The sequence below is a fragment of the Pseudomonas sp. MYb13 genome (genome assembly GCF_002980075.1).
GTDB classification, from domain to species: Bacteria; Pseudomonadota; Gammaproteobacteria; order Pseudomonadales; family Pseudomonadaceae; genus Aquipseudomonas; species Aquipseudomonas lurida.
This window is the reverse complement of record NZ_PCQI01000005.1, coordinates 48,921-72,866: the sequence shown is the minus strand read 5'-3', so window position 1 is coordinate 72,866 and position 23,946 is coordinate 48,921. Positions and strand designations below refer to the sequence as shown.

Annotated in this window: 17 protein-coding genes; 6 read left to right on the top strand and 11 right to left on the bottom strand. The window is 62.2% G+C overall.

Annotated features, from left to right (window positions below):
* Window positions 1–18: 18 nt before the first annotated feature.
* The 10 genes from purH to CQ002_RS11795 form a co-directional block, all read right to left on the bottom strand.
* Entirely contained in the window at window positions 19–1,626 is a 1,608-nt protein-coding gene (purH, locus tag CQ002_RS11840; RefSeq protein WP_034105566.1) for a bifunctional phosphoribosylaminoimidazolecarboxamide formyltransferase/IMP cyclohydrolase, read from the bottom strand.
* Window positions 1,627–1,707: 81 nt separating this feature from the next.
* The gene (gene fis, locus CQ002_RS11835) at window positions 1,708–2,028 is read right to left on the bottom strand and encodes a DNA-binding transcriptional regulator Fis (RefSeq protein WP_002555375.1); all 321 of its coding nucleotides are present in this window, start codon (window positions 2,026–2,028) and stop codon (window positions 1,708–1,710) included.
* The gene (gene dusB / locus CQ002_RS11830; protein WP_034105564.1) at window positions 2,025–3,038 is read right to left on the bottom strand and encodes a tRNA dihydrouridine synthase DusB; all 1,014 of its coding nucleotides are present in this window, start codon (window positions 3,036–3,038) and stop codon (window positions 2,025–2,027) included. Before dusB ends, fis begins: the two co-directional genes overlap by 4 nt.
* Window positions 3,039–3,223: 185 nt before the next feature.
* Complete coding sequence (locus CQ002_RS11825; RefSeq protein WP_034105563.1) at window positions 3,224–4,456, bottom strand: DUF3426 domain-containing protein; 1,233 nt, start codon at window positions 4,454–4,456, stop codon at window positions 3,224–3,226.
* A gap of 30 nt (window positions 4,457–4,486) precedes the next feature.
* Window positions 4,487–5,365, bottom strand: coding sequence for a 50S ribosomal protein L11 methyltransferase (gene prmA / locus CQ002_RS11820; RefSeq protein ID WP_034105562.1), 879 nt, complete (start codon window positions 5,363–5,365; stop codon window positions 4,487–4,489).
* A 277-nt stretch (window positions 5,366–5,642) separates the two neighbouring features.
* Window positions 5,643–7,004: an acetyl-CoA carboxylase biotin carboxylase subunit gene (gene accC, locus CQ002_RS11815; protein WP_105161586.1), complete on the bottom strand. Its 1,362-nt coding sequence runs from the start codon at window positions 7,002–7,004 to the stop codon at window positions 5,643–5,645.
* 17 nt (window positions 7,005–7,021) lie between these two features.
* Window positions 7,022–7,483: an acetyl-CoA carboxylase biotin carboxyl carrier protein gene (gene accB / locus CQ002_RS11810; RefSeq protein ID WP_017136744.1), complete on the bottom strand. Its 462-nt coding sequence runs from the start codon at window positions 7,481–7,483 to the stop codon at window positions 7,022–7,024.
* Window positions 7,484–7,507: 24 nt separating this feature from the next.
* A complete protein-coding gene (aroQ, locus tag CQ002_RS11805) occupies window positions 7,508–7,963 on the bottom strand; it encodes a type II 3-dehydroquinate dehydratase (protein ID WP_003171482.1) in 456 nt (151 codons plus the stop codon).
* A gap of 273 nt (window positions 7,964–8,236) precedes the next feature.
* Window positions 8,237–8,785, bottom strand: a complete 549-nt coding sequence (locus CQ002_RS28825) for a methyl-accepting chemotaxis protein (RefSeq protein ID WP_371919450.1) — start codon at window positions 8,783–8,785, stop codon at window positions 8,237–8,239.
* Window positions 8,786–10,251: 1,466 nt separating this feature from the next.
* A complete protein-coding gene (locus CQ002_RS11795) occupies window positions 10,252–11,922 on the bottom strand; it encodes a PleD family two-component system response regulator (protein WP_069021453.1) in 1,671 nt (556 codons plus the stop codon).
* Window positions 11,923–12,310: 388 nt separating this feature from the next.
* Between CQ002_RS11795 and CQ002_RS11790 the strand changes: the two genes are divergently transcribed.
* From CQ002_RS11790 to CQ002_RS11770, 5 genes are all read left to right on the top strand, one after another.
* Complete coding sequence (locus CQ002_RS11790; protein WP_370636181.1) at window positions 12,311–13,288, top strand: DUF2333 family protein; 978 nt, start codon at window positions 12,311–12,313, stop codon at window positions 13,286–13,288.
* A gap of 2 nt (window positions 13,289–13,290) precedes the next feature.
* Window positions 13,291–13,827 (top strand): NUDIX hydrolase, encoded by a 537-nt coding sequence (locus CQ002_RS11785; RefSeq protein ID WP_034103234.1) that lies wholly within the window; start codon window positions 13,291–13,293, stop codon window positions 13,825–13,827.
* A gap of 193 nt (window positions 13,828–14,020) precedes the next feature.
* Complete coding sequence (locus CQ002_RS11780; RefSeq protein ID WP_025857628.1) at window positions 14,021–14,392, top strand: translation initiation factor Sui1; 372 nt, start codon at window positions 14,021–14,023, stop codon at window positions 14,390–14,392.
* Between the two features lie 144 nt (window positions 14,393–14,536).
* Window positions 14,537–16,450: an arginine decarboxylase gene (speA, locus tag CQ002_RS11775; protein ID WP_016977003.1), complete on the top strand. Its 1,914-nt coding sequence runs from the start codon at window positions 14,537–14,539 to the stop codon at window positions 16,448–16,450.
* Between the two features lie 154 nt (window positions 16,451–16,604).
* Window positions 16,605–17,498, top strand: a complete 894-nt coding sequence (locus tag CQ002_RS11770) for an alpha/beta hydrolase (protein WP_034103230.1) — start codon at window positions 16,605–16,607, stop codon at window positions 17,496–17,498.
* Here the strand turns inward: CQ002_RS11770 and CQ002_RS11765 are convergent.
* On the bottom strand, window positions 17,443–18,780 hold the full coding sequence (locus CQ002_RS11765) for an MATE family efflux transporter (protein WP_105161588.1): 1,338 nt from the start codon (window positions 18,778–18,780) through the stop codon (window positions 17,443–17,445). The genes CQ002_RS11770 and CQ002_RS11765 overlap by 56 nt on opposite strands.
* 214 nt (window positions 18,781–18,994) lie before the next feature.
* Between CQ002_RS11765 and CQ002_RS11760 the strand changes: the two genes are divergently transcribed.
* Window positions 18,995–23,893 carry an alpha-2-macroglobulin gene (locus CQ002_RS11760; RefSeq protein WP_105161589.1) on the top strand — a complete coding sequence of 1,633 codons (4,899 nt, stop codon included), beginning with the start codon at window positions 18,995–18,997 and terminating at the stop codon, window positions 23,891–23,893.
* Window positions 23,894–23,946: the final 53 nt, after the last annotated feature.

Sequence of the window (23,946 nt, the reverse complement as noted above, 5' to 3'; positions counted from 1 at the left end):
CCACTGGGCAATGTTGGATCAGTGACGGAAGTGGCGCATGCCGGTGAAGACCATGGCGATGCCGGCTTCGTCAGCGGCGGCGATCACTTCAGCATCACGCATCGAGCCACCCGGTTGGATCACGGCGGTCACGCCAGCTTTCGCGGCATTGTCCAGGCCATCGCGGAATGGGAAGAATGCGTCGGAAGCCATCACCGAACCCACTACCTGCAAACCGGCGTGCTCAGCCTTGATCGCGGCGATACGCGCCGAGTTCACGCGGCTCATCTGGCCGGCGCCGACACCAATGGTCTGGCGGTTCTTGGCATAGACAATGGCGTTGGACTTAACGTACTTGGCCACTTTCCAGGCGAAGATCAGGTCGTTGATCTCTTGCTCGGTCGGCGCGCGCTTGGTCACCACTTTCAGGTCTTCGCTGCCGATCATGCCAATGTCACGGCTCTGTACCAGCAAGCCGCCGTTGACGCGCTTGTAGTCCCAGGCCGCCGCGCGGTCGGCCGACCACTCGCCGCACGCCAGCAGGCGTACGTTGGCTTTGGCCGCCACGATGGCGCGGGCTTCCTCGCTGACGGAGGGTGCAATGATCACTTCAACGAACTGACGCTCAACGATCGCCTTGGCGGTCTCGGCATCCAGTTCACGGTTGAAGGCGATGATGCCGCCAAAGGCCGACTCGGTGTCGGTGGCATAGGCCAGTTCATAGGCCTGGCGGATACCGCCTTCCGCGTCCGGGCTCACGGCCACGCCGCAGGGGTTGGCATGCTTGACGATCACGCAGGCTGGCTTGACGAAGCTCTTCACGCATTCCAGCGCGGCATCGGTGTCGGCCACGTTGTTGTACGACAGTTCCTTGCCTTGCAGTTGGGTCGCGGTGGCAATGCCGACTTCGGCTGGCTTGGCCTCAACGTAGAACGCCGCGCTCTGGTGCGGGTTCTCGCCGTAGCGCATTTCCTGGGCCTTGATGAACTGGCTGTTGAAGGTGCGCGGGAACTGGCTGCGGCCTTCGGTGCTCAGGGTTTCGGCGGCCTGGTTCACGGTGCCCATGTAGTTGGCAATCATGCCGTCGTAGGCGGCGGTGTGTTCGAACGCCTTGAGCATCAGGTCGAAACGCTGGGCGTAGGTCAGGCCACCGGCCTTCAGGTTTTCGAGCACGTGGGCGTAGTCGCTGGCGTTGACCACGATGGCCACGTCCTTGTGGTTCTTGGCGGCCGAGCGAACCATGGTCGGGCCACCGATATCGATGTTTTCGATGGCGGTCGGCAGGTCGCAGCCTGGCTTGTTGATGGTGGCTTCGAACGGGTAGAGGTTAACGGCCACCAGGTCGATCGGCTTGATGCCGTGCTCGGTCATGATGGCATCGTCGACACCGCGACGGCCGAGGATGCCGCCGTGGATTTTCGGGTGCAGGGTCTTGACCCGACCGTCCATCATTTCTGCGAAGCCGGTGTAGTCCGCCACTTCCACTGCGGCCACGCCGTTGTCCTGCAGCAGTTTGAAGGTCCCGCCCGTGGAGAGGATTTCCACGCCCAGGGCTTCCAGCTCCCGGGCAAATTCGAGGATCCCGGTCTTGTCGGAAACACTGATCAAGGCGCGGCGGATCGGCAGGCGGGTAGTCTGGTCGGTCATTTCAATTTCCATCAAAAGCAAAGGAGTCAGCAAAAAAGGCGACCGTTTTTACGCGGGCGCCTTTCTGGTTTGATTGAATGCTTACAGCAAATCGTATTGCTTGAGCTTTTTGCGCAAGGTGCCACGGTTGAGGCCCAGCAGCTCACTGGCTTTGGTCTGGTTGCCCTTGACGTAGTTCATCACGCTTTCGAGCAAGGGCGCCTCGACTTCGGAGAGCACCAGGTTGTACACGTCCGTGACGGAAGCGCCCTCAAGGTGGGCGAAATAATTGTGCAGCGCCTTCTCGACACTCCCGCGAAGGGTCTGGCCTTCTTCGCTCGGCGTGTTGAGGTGCTGTTTCAAATTGACGTTGTCGCTCACGGGTGTTGTTCCACTCACTAAAGTCTCGGTCATCATCGTCATGCGGCCACCCCCTCTCCGTCCCCTGTCCTCAGGCTCTTGTAACGCTCGCTGAAGAACTCACGAACGTTGGCGCACTGTGCTTCCGTATCATCCAAACGATTGAAGTGGGCGCGAAACTCCCTGGCGCCCGGCAGGGTTGCGAGATACCAGCCGACATGCTTGCGAGCAATGCGTACTCCCATCACGTCCCCATAGAAGGCGTGCAGGGCGGCCAGATGCTCTAGCAGAATACGTTCCACCTCGATCAACTCCGGTGCCGGCAACACTTCACCGGTACGCAGAAAATGCTCGATTTCACGGAAAATCCACGGCCGCCCCTGGGCAGCCCGGCCAATCAACAGGCCATCGGCGCCGGTGGCGTGCAGTACGCGCCGGGCTTTCTCGGCCGAATCGATGTCGCCATTGGCAAACACCGGCATCGACACCGCCTGCTTGATCGCAGCGATGGTGTCGTACTCGGCTTCACCGGTGTAAAGGTCGGCGCGGGTGCGGCCATGCACCGCCAGCGCTGTAATTCCAGCCTGTTCGGCGATCTTCGCCACCGTCAGGCCGTTCTTGTTGTCCCGGTCCCAGCCGGTACGAATCTTCAGGGTGACCGGCACATCCACTGCGGCGACAACGGCCTGCAGGATCTCGGCAACCAACTGCTCATCTTTCAACAGCGCAGAACCGGCGGCCTTGTTGCAGACCTTCTTGGCCGGGCAGCCCATGTTGATGTCGATGATCTGCGCCCCCAACTCCACGTTGGCCCGGGCCGCATCCGCCAGCATCTGTGCATCCCCACCGGCGATCTGTACCGAGCGGGGCTCGGGATCACCTTCGTGGATCATGCGCATCCGCGATTTGCGGGTGTTCCACAAGCTCATGTCGCTGGTGACCATTTCCGAGACTACTAGACCCGCGCCCAAACGCTTGCACAGCTGACGAAAGGGCTGGTCGGTGACGCCCGCCATCGGGGCGAGAATCAAGCCGTTCTGCAATATGTATGGGCCGATGCGTACCGCCGACATAGGACTTCCCTGTTGTGGGGCCGGATCATTAGAGTTCGAAAAAGGGTTGGCATGATACCCGCTCTCGATGACTGGATAAAGGCTGAATTGGATAAAATCTGAACAGTTATTTCTTTATCGCCGCCGGTTTGGTTGCGCCGGGCTTAGTCAATAACCCGCCGTCAAACCTCAAGGGTTGACCGGATTCACTCGGGTGAGTGAAAGCTCAGGCTGTAATTCACGGCTTTGTTGCCCGGATCAAGGATGTCCAGGGAGATGTGGATTGGGGTTTGCGATGGCATTTCGCTAACACCGGCCAACTCACCGCTGAGGTATTCGGCGGGTTTGAAGCGACGACTGGCAATCAGGCCGCCGTTCAGGTCGGCAAAACGCAGTTCCAGCAGCGGGAAGGGCTGGGAGAAAGTCGCACGGTTATAGATGATCGCGTCCACTACCAGCGCCCCGGCGAAGTCCGGGTGGCTGCGCACCACCAGGTTGCTGCTCTTGATGTGGGCGATATCCACCCGTGACGGTACCGTGCAGCCCAGCGTAGGGCACAGTTGCTGGAACCATGGGCGATAAGCGTCCTGGCGAGCCAGGTCGTCGAATTGGTAGGCGATGTACTGCCCTGCCAGGCCGGCGGCGGCGATCAGCACCAGCAACAGCCAGATCAGGCGGCGGCCCCAGCCCGACGGGCGTTTTTGCGCGTAGAGGTGCAGCGGGTCGTCTTCCAGGTCCTGGAGCAGATCGTCGTGGACGCTGGCTTCAGGGCGCGGGCGCTTGCGACGCAGTGGGGGGCGCTCATTGGGATCGGCTGCTTCGGCGGCTTTGGTCAGCGGCGTGAAGGGCGGATCGACGTCGTCATCGTCCGGGGTGGAGCGCAGTGGCGGTTCGTCGTCTATGTCGTCGGTGTGGAACGACATGGATGGCTCTGTGCGCTGCCGGGTCGCAGGCGCAATGGTCGGTTCGGGTTCGTCTTCAGTGGCAAGGGGGCGCTCTTCAGGCGGTTCGCTGAACAGGCTGGCGGCCCATTTTTCCTCTTCGGCCTTGAGCGTGTCACGGCTGGCGCTGAGGGCCTCTTCCTTCTGGCGACGGTCATGTCCCGCCTGGCGGCGTTCTGCACTGACAGGCAGCGTGTGCTGAATCTCGCGGCGCTCCAGCTTGGCCAGCTCTTCGTCCAGGTCCAGGTTGTCCAGGTCCAGCTCTTCGGCCGTCCACTGTTTCTGACTGATTGCCCGTGGCGGCTCTGGTTCAACCGCGGCCGGCAGCTCAGGCGGCGCTGAGCCCGCCGCGCGCTGATCGAGCAACTGGCGAGCGGCATTGAACACTTGCAGGCACGAACCGCAGCGAACCACGCCACGGGCCACGCTCAATTGAGCATGGCTGACGCGAAAGCGCGATTGGCAATGCGGGCACTGGGTGACGAAACTGTCGGTCATGCGGCCATCCGATTCAGGCAAGCGCTCATTCTAGCGCCGACGACCGCTGATGCGTACCCAGCCATCGCGGTTGGCGATCGGATCCAGCTCGAAATCCTTCGCGTAGGCGGCAGCGACGTCTTCACCCTGTTCGGCAAGGATGCCCGAAAGCGCCAGGCGGCCGCCCGGCTTGACCAGGCTCGACAGCTGCGGTGCCAGTGACACCAGCGGGCCGGCGAGGATGTTGGCCACCAGCACGTCGGCCTGCACCTGGGGCAATTGCTCCGGCAGGTAGAGTGGGAATTTGCCTTCAGGGATGTTGTTGCGCCCGGCGTTGTCGCGGGAGGCTTCCAGCGCCTGCACGTCGATGTCGGTGCCCACGGCTTCCTTGGCGCCCAGCAACAGGGCGGCAATCGCCAGGATCCCCGAGCCGCAGCCGAAGTCCAGCACGTGGCTGTCGGTCAGGTCCTGGCCGTCCAGCCATTCCAGGCACAGCGCGGTGGTCGGGTGGGTGCCGGTGCCGAACGCCAGGCCCGGGTCCAGCAGCAGGTTGACGGCCTCCGGCTCAGGCGCGGCGTGCCAGCTCGGCACGATCCACAGGCGCTGGCCAAAACGCATCGGCTGGAAATTGTCCATCCAGCTGCGTTCCCAGTCCTGGTCTTCGATGATTTCGCTGTGATGCTCTGGCAGCGGGCTGCCGGTGAGCAACTCCATGTGGGCCAGCACGGCGGCGGCATCGGTGCCGTCTTCGAACAGGGCCAGCAGGTGGGTGTGGGACCACAACGGCGTGGTGTTGAGTTCCGGTTCGAAGATCGGTTGGTCTTCGGCGTCCATGAACGTTACCGAGACGGCGCCTACTTCGAGGAAAGCGTCTTCATAGGTTTCGGCTTGTTCTGGGCTGATGGCGAGACGGACTTGCAGCCAAGGCATGGCGGGCACCTTTGAAAAAATGAGTGTGCGACTGCTGGGTCGCGAAAGCGCGCAAGTTTACGCGAGCGAACAGCAGAAGACGACTGTGCTGAGTGAACACGGACCAAATGTGGGAGGGGGCTTGCCCGCGAATACGGTGTGCCAATCGACGCCTCCATTGCTGACACGCCGCCTTCGCGAGCAAGCCCGCTTCCACAGGGGGAATGCATCCATCCAGGAAAGTCGGGCGGTCAGAAACAACAAAGCCGCCCGAAGGCGGCTGTGTTGGGTGGAGCACTTACTGATTGGCCAGCTTGTGTTCCAGGTAGTGAATGTTCACACCACCTTCGCAGAAGCCTTCATCACGGACCAGGTCCCGGTGCAGCGGGATGTTGGTCTTGATGCCGTCGACGACGATTTCGTCCAGGGCGTTACGCATGCGGGCCATGGCCTCGTCGCGGGTGGCGCCCCAGGTGATCAGCTTACCGATCAACGAGTCGTAGTTGGACGGAACCTTGTAGCCGCTGTACAGGTGCGAATCCACACGTACGCCGTTGCCGCCGGGCGCGTGGAAATGCTTGACCAGGCCAGGGCTTGGGATAAAGGTTTTCGGGTCTTCGGCGTTGATGCGGCACTCCAGGGAGTGGCCGTGCATCTTCACGTCGTCCTGGGCGAAGGACAACGGGTTGCCGGCGGCGATGCTCAGCATCTCCTTGACGATGTCGATACCGGTGACCATCTCCGAAACCGGGTGCTCTACCTGCACACGAGTGTTCATCTCGATGAAGTAGAAACGACCGTTCTCGTAGAGGAACTCGAAAGTACCGGCGCCACGGTAGTTGATGTCGATGCACGCCTTGACGCAGCGCGCCAGGACTTCCTGGCGGGCTTTTTCATCCAGGCCCGGTGCCGGAGCTTCTTCCAGTACCTTCTGGTGACGGCGCTGCAGCGAGCAGTCGCGGTCGCCCAGGTGGATGGCGTGGCCCTGGCCGTCGGACAATACCTGCACTTCCACGTGACGTGGGTTGGTCAGGTACTTCTCCAGGTAGACCATCGGGTTGCCGAACCAGGCGCCCGCTTCGGAGCGAGTCTGCTTGGCGGCTTCGATCAAGTCTTCTTCCTTGTGCACCACGCGCATGCCGCGACCACCACCGCCACCGGCGGCCTTGATGATCACCGGGTAACCGACTTCGCGACCAATGCGCAGGGCAGTTGCCTCGTCTTCAGGCAGCGGGCCATCGGAGCCAGGAACGGTTGGCACGCCGGCGGCGATCATGGCGTCCTTGGCCGAGACCTTGTCGCCCATCAGGCGAATGGTTTCGGCTTTAGGGCCAATGAAGGCAAACCCGGATTTTTCCACCTGTTCGGCGAAATCGGCGTTTTCCGCGAGGAAGCCGTAGCCCGGGTGGATGCCATCAGCGCCGGTCACTTCTGCGGCGGCGATGATGTTCGAGACTTTCAGGTACGAGTTCGTGGCCAGTGGCGGGCCAATGCAGATGCTTTCGTCCGCCAGTTTCACGTGCATCAATTCGGTATCGGCCGTCGAGTAAACAGCGACGGTCTTGATGCCCTCTTCCTTACAGGCGCGCAGGATACGCAGCGCGATCTCGCCGCGGTTGGCGATCAGGACTTTTTGCAGTTTCTTCGCAGGTTTCAACATCGAAGGCGCTCCGCGGTTCAAACGATGGTGAACAGCGGCTGGTCGTACTCAACCGGCTGACCGTTTTCTACCAGGATGGATTCGATGACGCCGGCTTTTTCAGCCGTGATGTGGTTCATCATCTTCATCGCTTCCACGATGCAGATGGTGTCGCCCACTTTCACGGTTGCGCCGACTTCAACGAAGGCTGGCGAGGTCGGTGCCGGGGTGCGGTAGAAGGTACCGACCATTGGCGACTTGACCACGAAGCCGTTCAGCGCAGGCGCGGCTGGGGCGGCAGGTGCGGCGGCGGCAGCAGGCGCGGCGGCAGGTGCAGCAGCCGGGGCCGGTGCTTGCATCTGTGGCGCGTAGAACTGTTGGGCCGGGGTCTTGCTGTGACGGCTGATCCGTACGGACTCTTCGCCTTCCTTGATTTCCAGCTCGTCGATACCGGATTCTTCCAGCAGTTCGATCAGTTTCTTAACTTTACGGATATCCATGAATCATCAACTCCCAAGGGTCGGTCAGGGGCGCTTGGCCTGTTCTTCAAGCTGTTCCAGGGCGGCCTCCAGGGCCAGTCGGTAACCGCTGGCGCCAAGGCCGCAGATCACTCCTACCGCTACGTCGGAGAAGTAAGAGTGATGGCGGAAAGGTTCGCGTTTGTGCACGTTCGACAAATGCACTTCGATGAATGGGATGCTCACCGCCAGCAACGCGTCACGTAATGCAACGCTTGTATGCGTAAAAGCGGCGGGATTGATCAGGATAAAGTCCACGCCTTCGCCACGCGCGGCATGGATACGATCAATCAATTCGTACTCGGCATTGCTTTGCAGGTAGAGCAGATGGTGGCCGGCTTCACGCGCCCTGCGTTCAAGATCGAGGTTGATCTGATCGAGGGTGACTGCCCCGTAGACGCCCGGTTCGCGGGTGCCAAGCAGGTTCAGGTTGGGTCCGTGAAGAACCAGTAAGGTCGCCATCGGCTGTTCCTTGTTATTGATGTGGGTACGGCAGAACTCGGCGACTATGCCGCAAAGCCTTTGTGACTGTCCAGTTCTATGCAGTAGGCGGCACGATTAGCGAGGATTGCGCAAAATTTATGACTGTGGCCCTTGATCCAGTCATAGGCAGATCCCTGAAGGTGCTGGCTTGCCTGCGGCTGCAGTGGGTCAGGCAACCTCTCCTGCCCTGGCAGGCCGCAATCGCGGGCAAGCCAGCGCCCACCGTTGATCTCCATCCAGGCTGAGATCGGGTCAGACGCGGAACGCCTGTACGGCCGTATTGAGCTGCCCGCCCAGCACTAGCAGATGTTCGCCCTGGCGACGGCCCTGGCCAATGCGCAGCAGATTATCCTCGCCCAACTGGTGAATCCGCTCACTGTTATCGCGAATCTCACTGACGGCACCGCTTTGCTGCGCGGTCACATCGGCGATACGCACGGCGGTGTCGGAAATGGTCTGGATCGCGCCGACGATTTCATCCAGCGCACCGTCCGCGGCCTGGGCCTGTTCGGCGGTGGCCTCGGCGTGCTCGACCTGGGTGCGCATACCCTGCACCGATTGGTGGGCGGCGTTTTGCAGGCCGGCGATCAGGGTCTGGATCTCTGCAGTGGCGCCAGCCGTACGCTGGGCCAGCGAGCGGACCTCGTCGGCGACCACGGCAAAACCACGCCCGGCTTCACCGGCGCGGGCGGCCTCGATGGCGGCGTTGAGGGCCAGCAGGTTGGTCTGGTCGGCAATCGCTCGAATCACCGTCAGCACGCCGCCGATAGTGGCGGACTCTTCAGCGAGTTTTTCGATCATCTGTGCGTTTTGCTGCACTTCGCCGACCAGGGCATGCAGCCCGGTCAGGCTCAGGCCGATAACCCGCTGGCCTTGCTCCACCGCTTGGCCGGCACTGCGGCTGGCGCCCGCTGCCTGGCTGGCATCACCGGCAACTTGTTGGATGGTTGCTTCCAGTTCGCCCAGCGAATCACGGATCTGCGCGGTATCGCCGGCCTGGCGTTCGGCGCCGTCGTGCAGGCCGCTGCTCAGTTCGGCGAGGGCGCGGCTGCTGCCGGCGACTTCCTCGGCGTTGCCGCGGATCGTGCCCACCAGGTCCACCAAGTAGGCACGCAGGCGGTTCAACGAGGCCTCTATATCGTGCAGTTCTCGGTTGGTCTTGCCCAGGGCAATCGGCTGGCTGAAATCGCCTTCCGCCCAGGTCGACAGCGCCGGCGCCAGGTTGGTCAGCACCCGTGCCAGGCGCCGTTGCAGGGTGTCGATGAGCAGCGCGATCAACAGGATAAGGCCGATCATCACGCCTTGTATCAGGCGCACTTCGCCCTGGATCTTGCCGTGCTGCGCACGCACGGCCGGCTCCAGGCCCGCGATGGCTTCCTGCACGGCGTTGATTTTCAGGTGGGTGCTGGTGGCCAGGTCCGCGCGTTGCTGGATCTGTTCGCGGGTGCGCTTGAGTTCAGCGGGGTAGCGGGTCAGCAGGCTGTTGAGCTCGCGCTTGAGGTCGACGCCGGTGTCCTGGGCTTCGGTCTTTTCAGTGTTTTCCAGGCCCATCAGCGCGGAAAAGTCGTCGGCACTGGATTCGGCGCTGGCCTTCACCCCAAGCAATGGCAACTGCTCCAGGAGGTCAGCCTGGCTGCGGATGTTGCCGACTTCACGTTCCACATCATCGGCCAATTCTGCGCGACCGCTGCTCACCAGTTTATCGCGGGCCAGGGACAGTTTGCCCAGGTGCTGGGAGGCGGCGAGCAAGGGGGGGAGATAGCGTGCGGCGTCAGGGGTGTTCACCCCGATGGCGTACTGGCCCAGTTGCTCCAGGTTAGCGCCCAATTCACGTTCGGCTTGCAGCAGCAAGGCTTGTGGGTCGCCTGCAAGCTTGCCGGCCGCCAGTAAGTCGGTTTTGCTGAACGTGTCCAGTTCCACCAGGCTGGGGCGCAGGTTTTGCGCAAGGTTCGCAGGCAGTTCATCCAGATGCTGCAGCAGGCCTTCCAGGCTCTGGCTGGCGCTGCTCAGGCGCAGCGCATCGCCGCTGGCCAGGTAGTCGTCGATATTGCGCGCGGCCTGGTTTTGAAAGGTCTGTGACAGGCCCAGGTAGCGCTCCATCAGTAAATAAGGCCGTTCCAGGGCGCGTTGCGACCACCACAGCGTCGCTCCCAGCGCCAGGCACACGGCCACCAGCAGAAGAGTATTGAGATTGGTCAGCAGCTTCAGGCGCATGCGTGGTTTCAACCGACAGCAGAAGATAAGTGCCTGAAGTTATTGCGTTTTCATTACAAGGTTATGACCGAATCAGTGGATTCCGGTGAAAAGGTGGCACTTTGCTTTGATGTGCGCGCCGCTTGCACACGGTTACGCCCGGCATCCTTGGCGCGGTAAAGCGCCTCGTCGGCCTGGGCGGCCATCATCAGGCTGTCGGAACCGTCGCACAGCTCCACCAGCCCGGCGCTGAACGTGCACCACAAATCCTGGGGCTGGGCCGGGTAGTGGATTTCGGCAAAGCGTCCGCGAATCTCGTCCAGCACCTGGCACGCCGATTCCAGGTCGGTATCGGGCATCACAATGGCGAACTCTTCACCACCGTAGCGCCCGATGTAGTCGGTCTTGCGCAGGCGCTGCTTGAGGAACAGTGCCAGGCTCTTGATCACGCGGTCACCCATGGGGTGGCCGTGGCTGTCATTGACGCGCTTGAAGTGGTCGATATCGAGCATGGCAAAGCTCAGCGGCTTGTTCTCGCGACGGGCGCGGAAGCTGCAGTCTTCAAGCAATTGCAGGATGTGGGTGTGGTTGTACAGGCCGGTCAGGCTGTCGCGCACCATCCGTGCCTTGAGGTTGCGCGCGCGGGCCGCACGGTTGCGTACGGTGGTGATCAGGTGGCGCGGCTTGATCGGTTTGGTGAGGAAGTCGTCGCCGCCTTCGCTCATGGCGTCCAGTTGCTTGTCCAGGTCGTCCTCGGCCGACAGATAAATGATCGGCACGCTGACATAACGGTCGTTGTGGCGGATCACCTTGGCCAGTTCAGTACCGGTACAGGCGGGCATATACATGTCGAGGATGATCAGGTCGGGCTGGAAGTCCGCCAGTTCGGCCATCGCCTGGATCGGCTCGATCAACGTGCGGGTGACGATGCCGGCACTGTTGAGCAACCGCTCGGTGTGCAGTGCCTGGGCCCGCGAGTCGTCGATGATCAGCACTTTATAGGGCTCGTACTGGGCGACGCAGGTCAGCACTTCGATCTTCTCCAGCAGGCTGGAGGCTTCCAGCGTACCGGTCAGGAACTCCTGGCCCCCGGCGCGCACGGCGGCCAGGCGAGTGGGGGTGTCGGTTTCGTGCAAGCTGAAAAACAGCAGCGGTAGTTTCTGCTCCAGGCCTTCCTGGGCTTCGGCGGCGAGTTTCAGGCCCAGGCCAGTGCCGCAGAAATCCACATCCATCACGATTGCCGAAGGCAAGCGCTCGGCCATCGACGCACGAAACGCCGCCACGCTGTCGAGGGATTGGGCGCTCATGCCAAAAAATTCCAACTGCTTGGCCAAGCGCTCGGCGCGGTCATGATCGGCCAGCATCACGTAGATCGGCTTGCGCATCGGCGGCAGGAAGGTTTGTTCCAGTTGGTCGCCCTGGCGCAGGCCGGTGCGCGACAGGCGCTGCATCAAGCGGTTGAGTTCGGTGATCAGGTGGCTGCTCAGGCGCCCCCGGTTCTCGTCCACGGCCCTGAGGGATTCGCCGATGTGCTGCGCCAGTTGGCTGTGTTCCGGTTGTTCGAAACGCTCGGCAAACCGCAGCAGGCGCAAATTGGCCTCGCTGAGTTCGGAAAGGTCGGTGCCGGACCACTCGCTGCGTTGCAGGCGCTGCCAGATCTCAAGAATTTGACGTGCCTGATGAATTACCCGCTGGGCAAAATGCTGCTTGAGACGCTCACGGCTGGGGTCTTCTGGCTCGGTCATATCCTGACTACTAGTTAGGGTGCATGCTGAGGTCGACTGATGGCTCTATGCTAGCACCTCTTTTCCATGGGATGAGTGTCATGCATCAATAAACTGCGTGTTCCGAGCATTCAGTTGCTGACCTGCTGGTCGCGCAGCGTAAAAAGCGTGCATCCTTTATAGTCCAATACCTGCTCTGCGCCAGTTTGGTGAAAAGCCCCGCATGTGCGGGCACGATGGGGTAGGGTTGTGGTCGGAGTGTTTGAACGCACGCCATCAATTCAAGTGCATGAACTCAAGTGATTGAAAGGATATCGCCATGCTGGACTGGAAAAACCGTGCAGGCAGTGCCAAAGGCCCCGCCCCTGAGCCCAAGTCGGCCAACCGCAGCTATCTTCGTACCGTGCTGATGAGCCGTGCAGTGCTCAGCGTGCTCGGCCTGTACCTGTTGGTCACCGGCGCCCTGGGCTGGTACTGGAGCGAAGAGCCGGCGTTGTTCCCGGTCCAGCAAAACGCGCAGATTGCCGCCGAAAAAGACGGCAAGCAGATGGTGGTGGGCTTTACCACTGTCGAAACCCTCAAGACGGTGGTCGGCACCTTGCTCAACAAGCCCGGTGGCTACATCTCCAACGACCGCTTCCCGCCAGGCTTGTGGATGGACAACATGCCGAGCTGGGAGTACGGCGTGCTGGTGCAGGTTCGCGACCTGACCCGCGCCCTGCGCAAGGACTTCGCTCGCTCCCAGTCGCAGTCGGCTGAAGACGCCGACCTGGCCAAGGCCGAGCCGCGCTTCAACTTCGACAACAAGAGCTGGGTGCTGCCGTCCAGCGAGTCGGAGTACCAGGAGGGCATCAATTCCCTGAGCCGCTATGAAGCGCGCCTGTCCGACCCGAACCAGCGGGGCGCGCTGTTCTATGCGCGTGCTGACAACCTGAATAACTGGCTGGGCGATGTTGCCACGCGCCTGGGTTCGCTGTCGCAGCGCCTGTCGGCCAGCGTTGGCCGGGTAAAACTGAACACCGCGCTGAAAACCGAGGCCCTCGCGCCGGGTGAAGTGCCGCAGGTCGATGAAGAAGTGGTGGAAACCCCATGGATGCAGATCGACAACGTGTTCTACGAGGCTCGCGGCCAGGCCTGGGCCCTGTCGCACCTGCTGCGCGCCATCGAAGTCGATTTTGCCGATGTACTGGCCAAGAAAAACGCCACCGTCAGCGTGCGCCAGATCATTCGTGAGCTGGAAGCCTCGCAGGAACCAGTGTGGAGTCCTATGATCCTTAATGGCAGTGGCTTCGGCGTACTGGCGAATCACTCGCTGGTGATGGCCAACTATATCTCCCGGGCAAACGCTGCAGTGATCGACTTGCGTCAGCTCCTCAACCAGGGGTGATGATGGACGCTACTCAAAAGGAGGCTGCGCACCGCGCGGCCTCTGATGCTGAACTGATCTGCTGGGTCGACGAGCAGGACAACCTGCTCGGCACCCTTGTCAGGTCCGACCTCCGCCAGCGCGGCCTGATCGGCCGCTGCACCTTTATCTTCCTGTTCAATTCGGCCGGCCATCTGTGCGTGCATCGACGCACCCTGAGCAAAGCCATGTATCCCGGTTTCTGGGACACGGCGGCGGGTGGGATGGTGGCGGCAGGTGAGACTTATGCCCTGTCGGCCGCTCGCGAGCTGGAAGAGGAACTGGGTGTCGGCGGGGTGGACTTGATCGAACATGATCATTTCTATTTCGAGGATGGTGACAGCCGGCTCTGGTGCAAGTCCTACTCCGCCGTCTGGGACGGGCCGCTGCGCCTGCAGCCGGAAGAGGTGATGGAGGCGCGGTTTTTACCTATAGAAATAGTCCTGCAGGAAGCTGAACAAAAGCCTTACTGCCCGGACGCCCAGGAGGGCCTGCGCCGCTATCTGGCCTCGCGTCGCTAAACTTGCATAAATTGGCGCCATTTGGCTCTTAGCAAGTCGCCTTTTTGTGGTTACACTGCGCGACTTTTCACCCGAACTGCCTTGGTGGTTCGGTAGCGCTGCCCCTGCCTGAGTGGGGCTTCGCGGTCGGTGGCTCGCCTTTTTTACAGGAGCCGAGCGCTGGCCAGTCTTTGTCCTCCCAAGAGGATTGCCGGTGGCCAAAAAAGCCGCATCCTTCGCCGCCCTTGGTGGCCTGGTATTTTCCACCGATGCAGGTCGACACTGCCCGGACTGTCGTCAGCCCGTGGATTCGTGTACCTGCAAACAGACCCTGATCCCTGAAGGCGACGGTATTGCCCGCGTGCGACGCGAGAGCAAAGGCCGTGGCGGCAAGACGGTGACCACCATCACCGGCGTGCCGCTGGCAGAAGACGCGCTGAAGGAGCTCGCCACTGCGCTGAAAAAGCGCTGTGGCACCGGGGGCGCGTTGAAAGACGGCGTCATCGAGATCCAGGGCGATCACGTCGAGTTGCTGTTGGCCGAGCTGATCAAGCTCGGGTACAAGGCCAAGAAGTCCGGCGGCTGAGAGCCTCTTCCCGACCTGTGTCTAAACTCTGTCCTGTGCGTGGGGTCCTACCTTGCACGCAGGCAAATCGTCATTTTCATTCTTTAGACTGCGCCAGCCTCGAACGAGGGGCGGTGCCTTCGACTTCATTTATAGGGGACTTCGATGTCCGTACGACGCACACGCAAAGACGATGGCAGCCAATGGACAGTTGCGGACAGCCGCAGTGTTTACGGGATTCGCCATTGGGGGGCCGGGTATTTCGCGATCAATGAAGCCGGTCGCGTAGAAGTCCGTCCGAACGGTCCGAACAGCACGCCGGTCGACCTGTACGAGCAAGTCGACGAACTGCGCAAAAGCGGCCTTTCGTTGCCGCTGCTGGTGCGCTTCCCCGACATCCTGCAAGACCGCGTGCGCCAGCTCACCGGTGCGTTCGACGCCAACATCGAACGCCTGGAATACCAGAGCAAGTACACCGCGCTGTACCCGATCAAGGTGAACCAGCAGGAGGCGGTGATCGAGAACATCATCGCCACCCAGAATGTGTCCATCGGCCTGGAAGCCGGCTCCAAGCCTGAGCTGCTGGCGGTATTGGCCCTGGCGCCGAAGGGCGGCACCATCGTCTGCAACGGTTACAAGGACCGTGAGTTCATCCGCCTCGCACTGATGGGCCAGAAGCTTGGCCACAACGTGTTCATCGTGATCGAGAAGGAATCCGAAGTTGAGCTGGTGATCGAAGAGGCCGCCAGCCTCAAGGTCAAGCCACAGGTCGGCCTGCGCGTGCGCTTGTCGTCCCTGGCGTCGAGCAAGTGGGCGGACACCGGTGGCGAGAAGTCCAAGTTCGGTCTGTCGGCGGCGCAGTTGTTGTCTGTGGTCGAACGCTTCCGCGCGGCGGGCCTGGACCAGGGCATCCGCCTGCTGCACTTCCACATGGGCTCGCAGATCGCCAACCTGGCCGACTACCAGCACGGCTTCAAGGAAGCGATCCGTTACTACGGCGAACTGCGCAACCTTGGCCTGCCGGTAGACCACATCGATGTGGGCGGCGGCCTGGGCGTGGACTACGACGGTACGCACTCGCGTAACGCCAGCTCGATCAACTACGACATGGATGACTACGCTGGCGTGGTCGTGGGCATGCTCAAGGAGTTCTGCGACGCGCAGAGCCTGCCGCACCCGAATATCTTCTCCGAAAGCGGCCGTTCCCTGACCGCTCACCATGCCATGCTGGTGGTACAGGTAACCGACGTCGAGAAGCATAACGACGAAATCCCGACCATCGAAAACAAGGAAAGCCTGCCGGAAACCGTGCAATGGCTGGTGGACCTGCTGGGCCCGACCGATATCGAGATGGTCACCGAAACCTACTGGCGCGCCACCCACTACATGAGCGACGTGGCCACCCAGTACGCTGACGGCAAACTGACCCTGGCCGAGAAAGCCCTGGCCGAGCAGTGCTACTTCGCCGTGTGCCGTCGCCTGCACAACTCGCTCAAGGCTCGCCAGCGCTCGCACCGCCAGGTGCTGGACGAACTCAACGACAAGCTGGCAGACAAGTACATCTGCAACTTCTCGGTGTTCCAGAGCCTGCCGGACACCTGGGCCATCGGCCAGGTACTGCCGATCCTGCCACTGCACCGCCTCGACGAAGAGCCGCTGCGCCGTGCCGTGCTGCAAGACCTGACCTGCGACTCCGACGGCAAGATCAAGCAGTACGTCGACGAGCAGAGCATCGAGACCAGCTTGCCAGTACACGCCTTGAACGAAGGTGAGGACTACTTGCTGGGTATCTTCCTGGTCGGTGCCTACCAGGAAATCCTCGGCGACATGCACAACCTGTTTGGTGACACCGACTCGGTGAACATCTACCAGCGTGAAGACGGTTCGGTGTACAGCGCGGGTATCGAGACCCACGACACCATCGAAGACATGCTGCGCTATGTGCACTTGTCGCCGGAGGAGTTGATGACTCATTACCGTGACAAGTGTGCCAGTGCGAAGATCAGTGCCAGCGAGCGCACGCAGTTCCTCGATGCGCTGCGCCTGGGCCTGACGCGGTCTTCTTACCTGTCTTCGTGATCTAGGCTGACAGCAATCTAATGTGCGAGCGGGCTTGCTCGCGAAAGCGGTGTAGCAGTTACATAGCTGTTAACTGACCCACCGCATTCGCGAGCAAGCCCGCCCCCACATTTGGATCTTCACTTTGCGGTGCCTTCTGTGTGGGGGCTGGACGATGTCGAGCAAATGGCTGCAAGTATTGACCCTGGCATTCGCCACGCTTATCTCCGCCTGTTCCCCAGTCAAAGTGCTCAATGCACTGACCCCTTCGAATACGTTTACCAAAACCGCTTCGATCGCCTACGGCGATGATCCCCGCCAGCGACTCGATGTCTACCGCCCGGCCGTAGCAATATCCCACGCTCCGGTGGTGGTGTTCTTCTACGGTGGCAGCTGGAATAGCGGCTCAAGGGACGACTACGGTTTCGTCGGCGAAGCGCTGGCCTCACGTGGCATCGTCGTGGTGATCGCCGATTACCGCCTCTACCCGCAAGTGCGTTATCCCGCCTTCCTCCAGGACAGCGCCAACGCGGTCGCCTGGACCCATCGGCACATCGCCGACTACGGTGGCGACCCCCAGCAGCTCTACCTGATGGGCCACAGTTCCGGCGCCTACAATGCCTCAATGCTGGCACTGGACGCGCGTTGGTTGAACGCCGTTGATTTGTCGCCGTCGATGCTCAAGGGCTGGATCGGCCTGGCCGGGCCTTATGACTTCCTGCCGATTGAAAACCCGGACGTAAAACCGGTGTTTTTCTTCCCCGATTCACCGCCGGACTCTCAACCGATCAACCACATCAGCGCCGGTGCGCCGCCGAGCCTGTTGATCGCCTCGACGGACGACAAACTGGTCAACCCCACGCGCAATACCGGTGGCTTGGCTAACAAGTTGCGCGCCGCGGGAGTGCCAGTCGAGTCGTTTTACTTCGGCAAGACCAATCACCAGACGCTGGTGGCGGCCATGGCCAAACCCTTGCGTTGGCTGGCGCCGGTACTGGATCGTGTGACCGCGTTTATCCAAGCCACTGGTCCTGCCGGTTCAAGCGCCAGGCAATCGCCCACAAAGTAAGGCTGCGCACGGCCATGAACAGTAGGAAGGTTATCCACAGCCCGTGGTTACCCAAACCTTGCAACGCCCAGGCGAAGGGCAATGTCAGCAACACGGTCAGCAGCATGCCGTTGCGCATTTCCCGCGCGCGGGTGGCACCGATGAACAGGCCGTCCAGCAGGTAACTCCACACCGCAATCAGCGGCAGCACTGCCAAGTAGGGCAAGTAGGTATCGGCGGTTTCGCGCACACTGGGGATATCGGTCTGCATGGCGATGAACAGGTGGCCGGCGACGGTGAACAGCAGGGCGAAACCGACGCTGGCGATCAGCGACCAGCCGCCGGCCACCACCAGTGAGCGGCGCAGGGATTGGCGGTCATGCGCGCCGATCGCGTGACCGCAGAGGGCTTCGACTGCGTGGGCCAAGCCATCCAGGGCGTGGGCGGTCAGCAACAGGCCGTTGAGCAGCAGTGCATTGGCGGCCACAGTGGCGTCGCCCAGGCGCGCGCCTTGTACGGTGATCATGAAGAACACCGATTGCAGCGCGAGGCTACGGATAAAAATGTCGCGGTTGACCGCCAGCAGGGGGCGCCAACTCGCCCACCGTTTCAGCACGACCCAGGCGATGTGGCCGGGGTAGGCGCGCAGGGCTTTTTGCGTCATCGCCAGGCCGAGCAGTGCGCCCGTCCATTCGGCGACAACGGATGCCCGTGCCGAACCGACCACGCCCCAATCCAGGCCAAGTACGAACCACAGGTTGAGGGCGATGTTGACCAGGTTGGTGGTCAGCAGGATCGCCAGGGGCGCGCGGGCGTTCTGCGTCCCGAGGAACCAGCCGACCAGCGCATAACTGGCCAGCGCGGCGGGCAGCCCGAACAGGCGGGTCTGGAAAAATTCGCGCGTCAATTGATTCAGTGCGGGAGAAGGCTGCATCCACTCCAGGGCCAGATGGCTCAGCGGGATCCCCACCGTGCCCAATAGCATCGCCAGGCCCAGCGCCAGCAGCAGGCCTTGCAGCAGGATCTGCCGAAGCCCGGCGCCATCATTGCGCCCGGCGGCCTGGGCGGCGAAACCGGTGGAGCCCATGCGCAGGAAGCCCATGGCCCAGGCAAGAAAGGTATACAGGCTGGCGCCAACGGCCACGGCGCCCAGTTGGTGGGCGTGGGGCAGGTGGCCGATGACCATGCTGTCGACCAGGGCCACCAGTGGCACCGAGATATTCGACAGGATCATCGGCGCGGCCAGGGCCCAGACGCGGCGGTGGGTGGGACGATGGCGCCAGTCGGTGAGTAGGGTCGGCATGCGGGCTCCTTCAGAGGAGCGGCATTGTACCTATCCATACGTTACGCAGCAGAACCAATGCGGGCGACCTCTTTTGCTCGTGGGATTTGGCTGGCTGGCTATCCCTGCCCAGAACCGAACTGCACTCCGTCGGTCAATGTGACCAGTGCCACATCGGCCTCACTCAGGCTGATATATAGTTCACCCTTCGGATCCCTCTCACGACGAGTGCCCCATGTTTAACAAAGGACTGTTCCTTGCCTGTGCGCTGGCCCTGCTGAGCGCCTGCGATTCCTCCGATAAACCGGCAGCCCCGACCGCTCCCCCAGCGGTGACCGTGGCACCCAAACCGGTCAAGGCGGCGGTGGATGTGGCGGCGCTGAAGCAGCGCTACGCCGGGCGTGAGTTGAGCGTGGTGGACGTGTCCGAAGTGCAACTCGATGGCGCCAGCACCTTGTCGGTGAGCTTCTCGATTCCGCTGGATCCCGATCAGAAGTTCGCCGACAAACTCCATCTCGTGGACAGCAAGTCGGGCAAGGTCGATGGTGCCTGGGAAATCTCCGACAATCTGATGGAGCTGCGTCTGCGCCACTTGGAGCCGCAGCGCAAACTGGTGCTCACGGTGGATGCCGGTGTGAAGGCCGTGAATAACAACCTGCTGCCCGCCGAGTACATCGCCCGTCTCGAAACCCGTGACCTGCAAGCCACTGTCGGCTTCGCCAGCCGTGGCACCTTGCTGCCGACCCGTTTGGCCGAAGGCCTGCCCGTGATCGCGCTGAACGTCGACAAGATCGACGTCGAATTCTTCCGTATCAAGCCCGAATCCCTGCCGTCGTTCCTGGCGCAGTGGGGGCGCAACACCAGCCTGCAAAGCTATGAGTCACGCGAACTGTTGCCGATGGCCGACCTGGTCTACGGCGGTCGCTTCGACCTGAACCCCGCGCGAAACACCCGCGAAACCCTGCTGCTGCCAATCGCCGGTCTCAAGCCATTGCAGCAGCCAGGCGTGTACCTGGCGGTGATGCGTGCCTCGGGCACCTACAACTATTCGCAACCGGCCACGCTGTTCACCTTGAGCGACATCGGCCTGTCGGTGCACCGCTACGCCAATCGCCTGGATGTGTTTACCCAGGCGCTGGAAGGCGGCAAGGCGCTGGATGGCGTCGACCTCGAAGTGCTCGACGCCGAAGGCCGTGTGCTGGGCCAGGGCAAGACCGAGAAGGGCGGTCACGCCGAGTTGCCATTGCCGAAAAAGGCCCAGGTGCTGCTCGCCAAGCAGGGCGAACAGACCAGCCTGTTGCGCCTCGACAGCGCGGCACTGGACCTGGCCGAGTTCGACATCGGCGGCCAACCGTCCCACCCCTTGCAGTTCTTTGTCTTTGGCCCGCGCGACCTGTATCGCCCTGGCGAAACCGTGCTGCTCAACGCCTTGCTGCGGGACAAGGATGGCAATGCCGTCAAGCCGCAACCGGTGAGCGTCGAAGTGCGTCGCCCGGATGAACAGGTCAGCCGCAAGTTCGTGTGGGATGCCGATGCCTCCGGCCTCTACCAATATCAACTGCAATTGGCCGGCGAAGCACCGACCGGGCGCTGGCAATTGGTGTTCGACCTGGGTGATGGCAAGCCGCAGCTGTACGAATTTCTCGTCGAAGACTTCCTGCCCGAGCGCCTGGCGTTGGAACTCAAGGGCAGCGACATGGCATTGAGCCCGGCAGACGACGCGGTGATCCAGGTCAACGGCCGTTACCTGTATGGCGCGCCCGCGTCGGGCAACCGGGTCAGTGGCCAGGTGTATGTGCGGCCGTTGCGCGAAGCGGTCAAGTCGCTGCCGGGCTACCAGTTCGGCTCCGTCACCGAAGAAGAGCTGAGCCAGGATTTCGAGCTGGAAGAAAGCGTACTCGACGCCAAGGGCCAGGAAGCATTGACCCTGGAAAGCAAGTGGGCCGAGGCCAAGTCGCCGCTGCAACTGATCGTGCAGGCCAGCCTGCAGGAGTCGGGCGGTCGCCCGATCACCCGGCGCCTGGTGCAGCCGATCTGGCCGGCCGAGCAACTGCCTGGGTTGCGCGGATTGTTTGACGGCACGGAAACCAATGGCGATGGCCCGGCAGAGTTCGAAGTGCTGCTGGCCAACCAGGACGGGCAGAAACTCGCTGCGCAGAACCTCAAGGTGCGCCTGGTGCGCGAGCGCCGTGACTACTACTGGAACTACTCCGAGAGCGATGGCTGGAGTTACCACTTCAACGAGAAATTCCTCAACCTCGACGAGCAGACCTTGAGTATCAAGGCCGGCGATACGGCCAAGGTCAGCTTCCAGGTGGAGTGGGGCCCGTACCGCGTCGAAGTGGAAGACCCGCAGACCGGGCTGGTCAGCAGCCTGCGCTTCTGGGCTGGCTACCAGGCCCAGGACAACACCGAAGGCGGCGCCGTGCGGCCGGACCAGGTCAAGTTGGCGCTGGACAAGCCCGCGTATGGCGACGGCGATACCGCCAATGTCACCGTGACGCCACCGGCGGCCGGCAAAGGTTACCTGCTGGTAGAGTCGGCCGAAGGGCCACTGTGGTGGCAGGAAATCGATGTGCCGGCCGAAGGTAAAAGCTTCGCCGTGAAGCTCGATCCGAAATGGTCGCGCCATGATCTGTACGTGAGTGCACTGGTGATTCGCCCGGGCGAGCGCAAAGCCAATATCACCCCCAAGCGCGCCGTAGGCCTGTTGCATCTGCCCCTGGATCGCACGCAGCGCAAACTCGGCGTGACCCTCACCGCACCGGAAAAAATGCGCCCCAAACAGCCGCTGACGGTGAAAGTCGCCGCCAGGAATGCCGATGGCAGCGTGCCGAAACAGGTGCACGTGCTGGTCGCGGCGGTGGACGTGGGTATCCTCAATATCACCGAGTACCCGACGCCAGACCCGTACTCCAGCCTGTTCGGCCGCAAGGCCTATGGCGTGGACCAATTCGATATCTACGGCCAGTTGATCGAAGCCGGCCAGGGCCGCCTCGCCAGCTTGGCATTTGGGGGCGACGCGGCATTGGCCAAGGGCGGCAAGCGCCCGGACACCAGCGTGACCATCGTCGCCCTGCAAAGCGCGCCGGTGACGTTGAACGAGCAAGGCGAGGGCGAAGTCAGCGTCAATATTCCCGACTTCAACGGCGAACTGCGCCTGATGGCCCAGGCCTGGAGTGATGATCGCTATGGCATGGCCGAAGCGAAGACGGTGATCGCTGCACCGCTGATTGCGGAGCTGTCGGCACCGCGCTTCCTCGCCGGGGGTGACCAGACGACGTTGGCGCTGGACCTGTCCAACCTGTCGGGCAAGGCGCAGAAGCTCGATGTGCAACTGAGCGCCGACGGGCAGTTGGAGTTGGTCGACAATGGCGCGCAAACCGTGGAGCTGAAACAAGGCCAGCGCACCACCCTGCGCATTCCGGTGAAAGCCTGGGGCGGGTTGGGGCAGGGCAAGATCAAGGTGACGGTGAATGGCCTGGATCTGCCGGGCGAGAGCCTGCCACCGTTCACCCGTGAATGGACCCTGGGCGTGCGGCCTGCGTATCCGGCGCTGCTCAAGCATTACCGTGCGGTGCTCAAGGATCAGCCATGGACCCTGCCGGTGGGCACCCTGGAACAGTTCGATGCCTCGGGGCGCCAGGCGCTGCTGAGCCTGTCGAGTCGGCCACCGCTGAACCTCGGTGCGCAGATCAGCGCACTCAAGGCCTACCCGTACGGTTGCCTGGAACAGACGGCGAGCGGCCTGTACCCGTCGCTGTATGCCGATGATGCGTTGCTCAAGCGCCTGTCGATCAAAGGTGAGTCCGACAGCGAGCGCAAACGCAAGATCGAGCTGGGCATCGAACGCTTGCTGGGCATGCAGCGCTACAACGGCAGCTTCGGTTTGTGGGGCGCTGATGGCGAAGAAGAATACTGGCTGACGGCTTATGTCACCGACTTCCTGCTGCGTGCCCGCGACCAGGGCTTCGCCGTGCCGCCTGAAGCGTTGAAGAAGGCCAGCGAGCGCCTGCTGCGATACGTACAGGAACGCAACCTGATTGACGTCGACTACAGCGATAACGCCGACCACACCCGTTTTGCCGTGCAGGCCTACGCCGGCATGGTGCTGGCGCGCAGTCAGCAGGCGCCGTTGGGCGCGCTGCGCAGCATCTTCGAACGACGCAGCGATGCGCGCTCCGGTTTGCCGCTGGTGCAGTTGGCCATCGCATTGCAGAAAATGGGCGACCAGCCGCGTGCTGACCAAGCCTTGCTCGCCGGGTTGGCGGCGCAACGCAATGCCAATGAATGGCTGGCCGATTACGGCAGCCCGCTGCGGGACCAGGCGATGATCCTGGCGTTGCTGGAAGAGAATGACCTGGCCAAGGGCAAGCGTGAGGAGCGCTTGTTCACACTGTCGGATCAATTGGCGGCCAGCCCGTATCTGTCGACCCAGGAGCGTAACTCGCTGTTCCTGGCGGGGCGACTCGGGTTCGCCAAGCCTGACTCGAACTGGCAGGTGTCGCTCACCGGCAGTGGCGGGGTGCAGGAATTGAACAATCAGCAACCGACGCTGGCGTTGGAGGGCAAGGCGCTGTCCAGCGACTTGAGCCTGAGCAATCAGGGCGAGACGCCGGTGTACCAGCAACTGACGATCTCGGGTTATCCACAGGTGCCTCCGGCGCCTGGCGGTGACAACCTGAGCATCCGCCGCGAATACCTGGGCATGAACGGCCAGCCGCTGAACCTGCGCAACCTCAATAGCGGTGACCTGGTGTTGGTGCACTTGGCGGTGAGCGCCAAGCAGCGTGTGCCGGACGCCCTGGTGGTAGACCTGCTACCGGCCGGGCTGGAGTTGGAAAACCAGAACCTGGCACAAAGTGCCGCCAGCCTGGAAAACGCCAGCAGCCAGGTGAAGGAGTGGCGTGAATCAATGCAGAACGCGTCGCTCAAGCACCAGGAGTTCCGCGACGACCGCTACGTGGCGGCGATCAATCTGGAAGGCTCTGGCACTACGCACCTGCTGTACTTGGCGCGTGCCGTGACGCCGGGCACCTACCGTGTGCCGCCGCCGCAGGTGGAGTCGATGTACCGGCCGAACTGGCAGGCAGTGGGGGAGACGCCGGCGGATCTGGTGATCAAGGGGCGTTGAAGCTCTTGCTCTGAAAGTGGGGACCCCATGCGGGAGGGGCTTGGTCGCGAAGG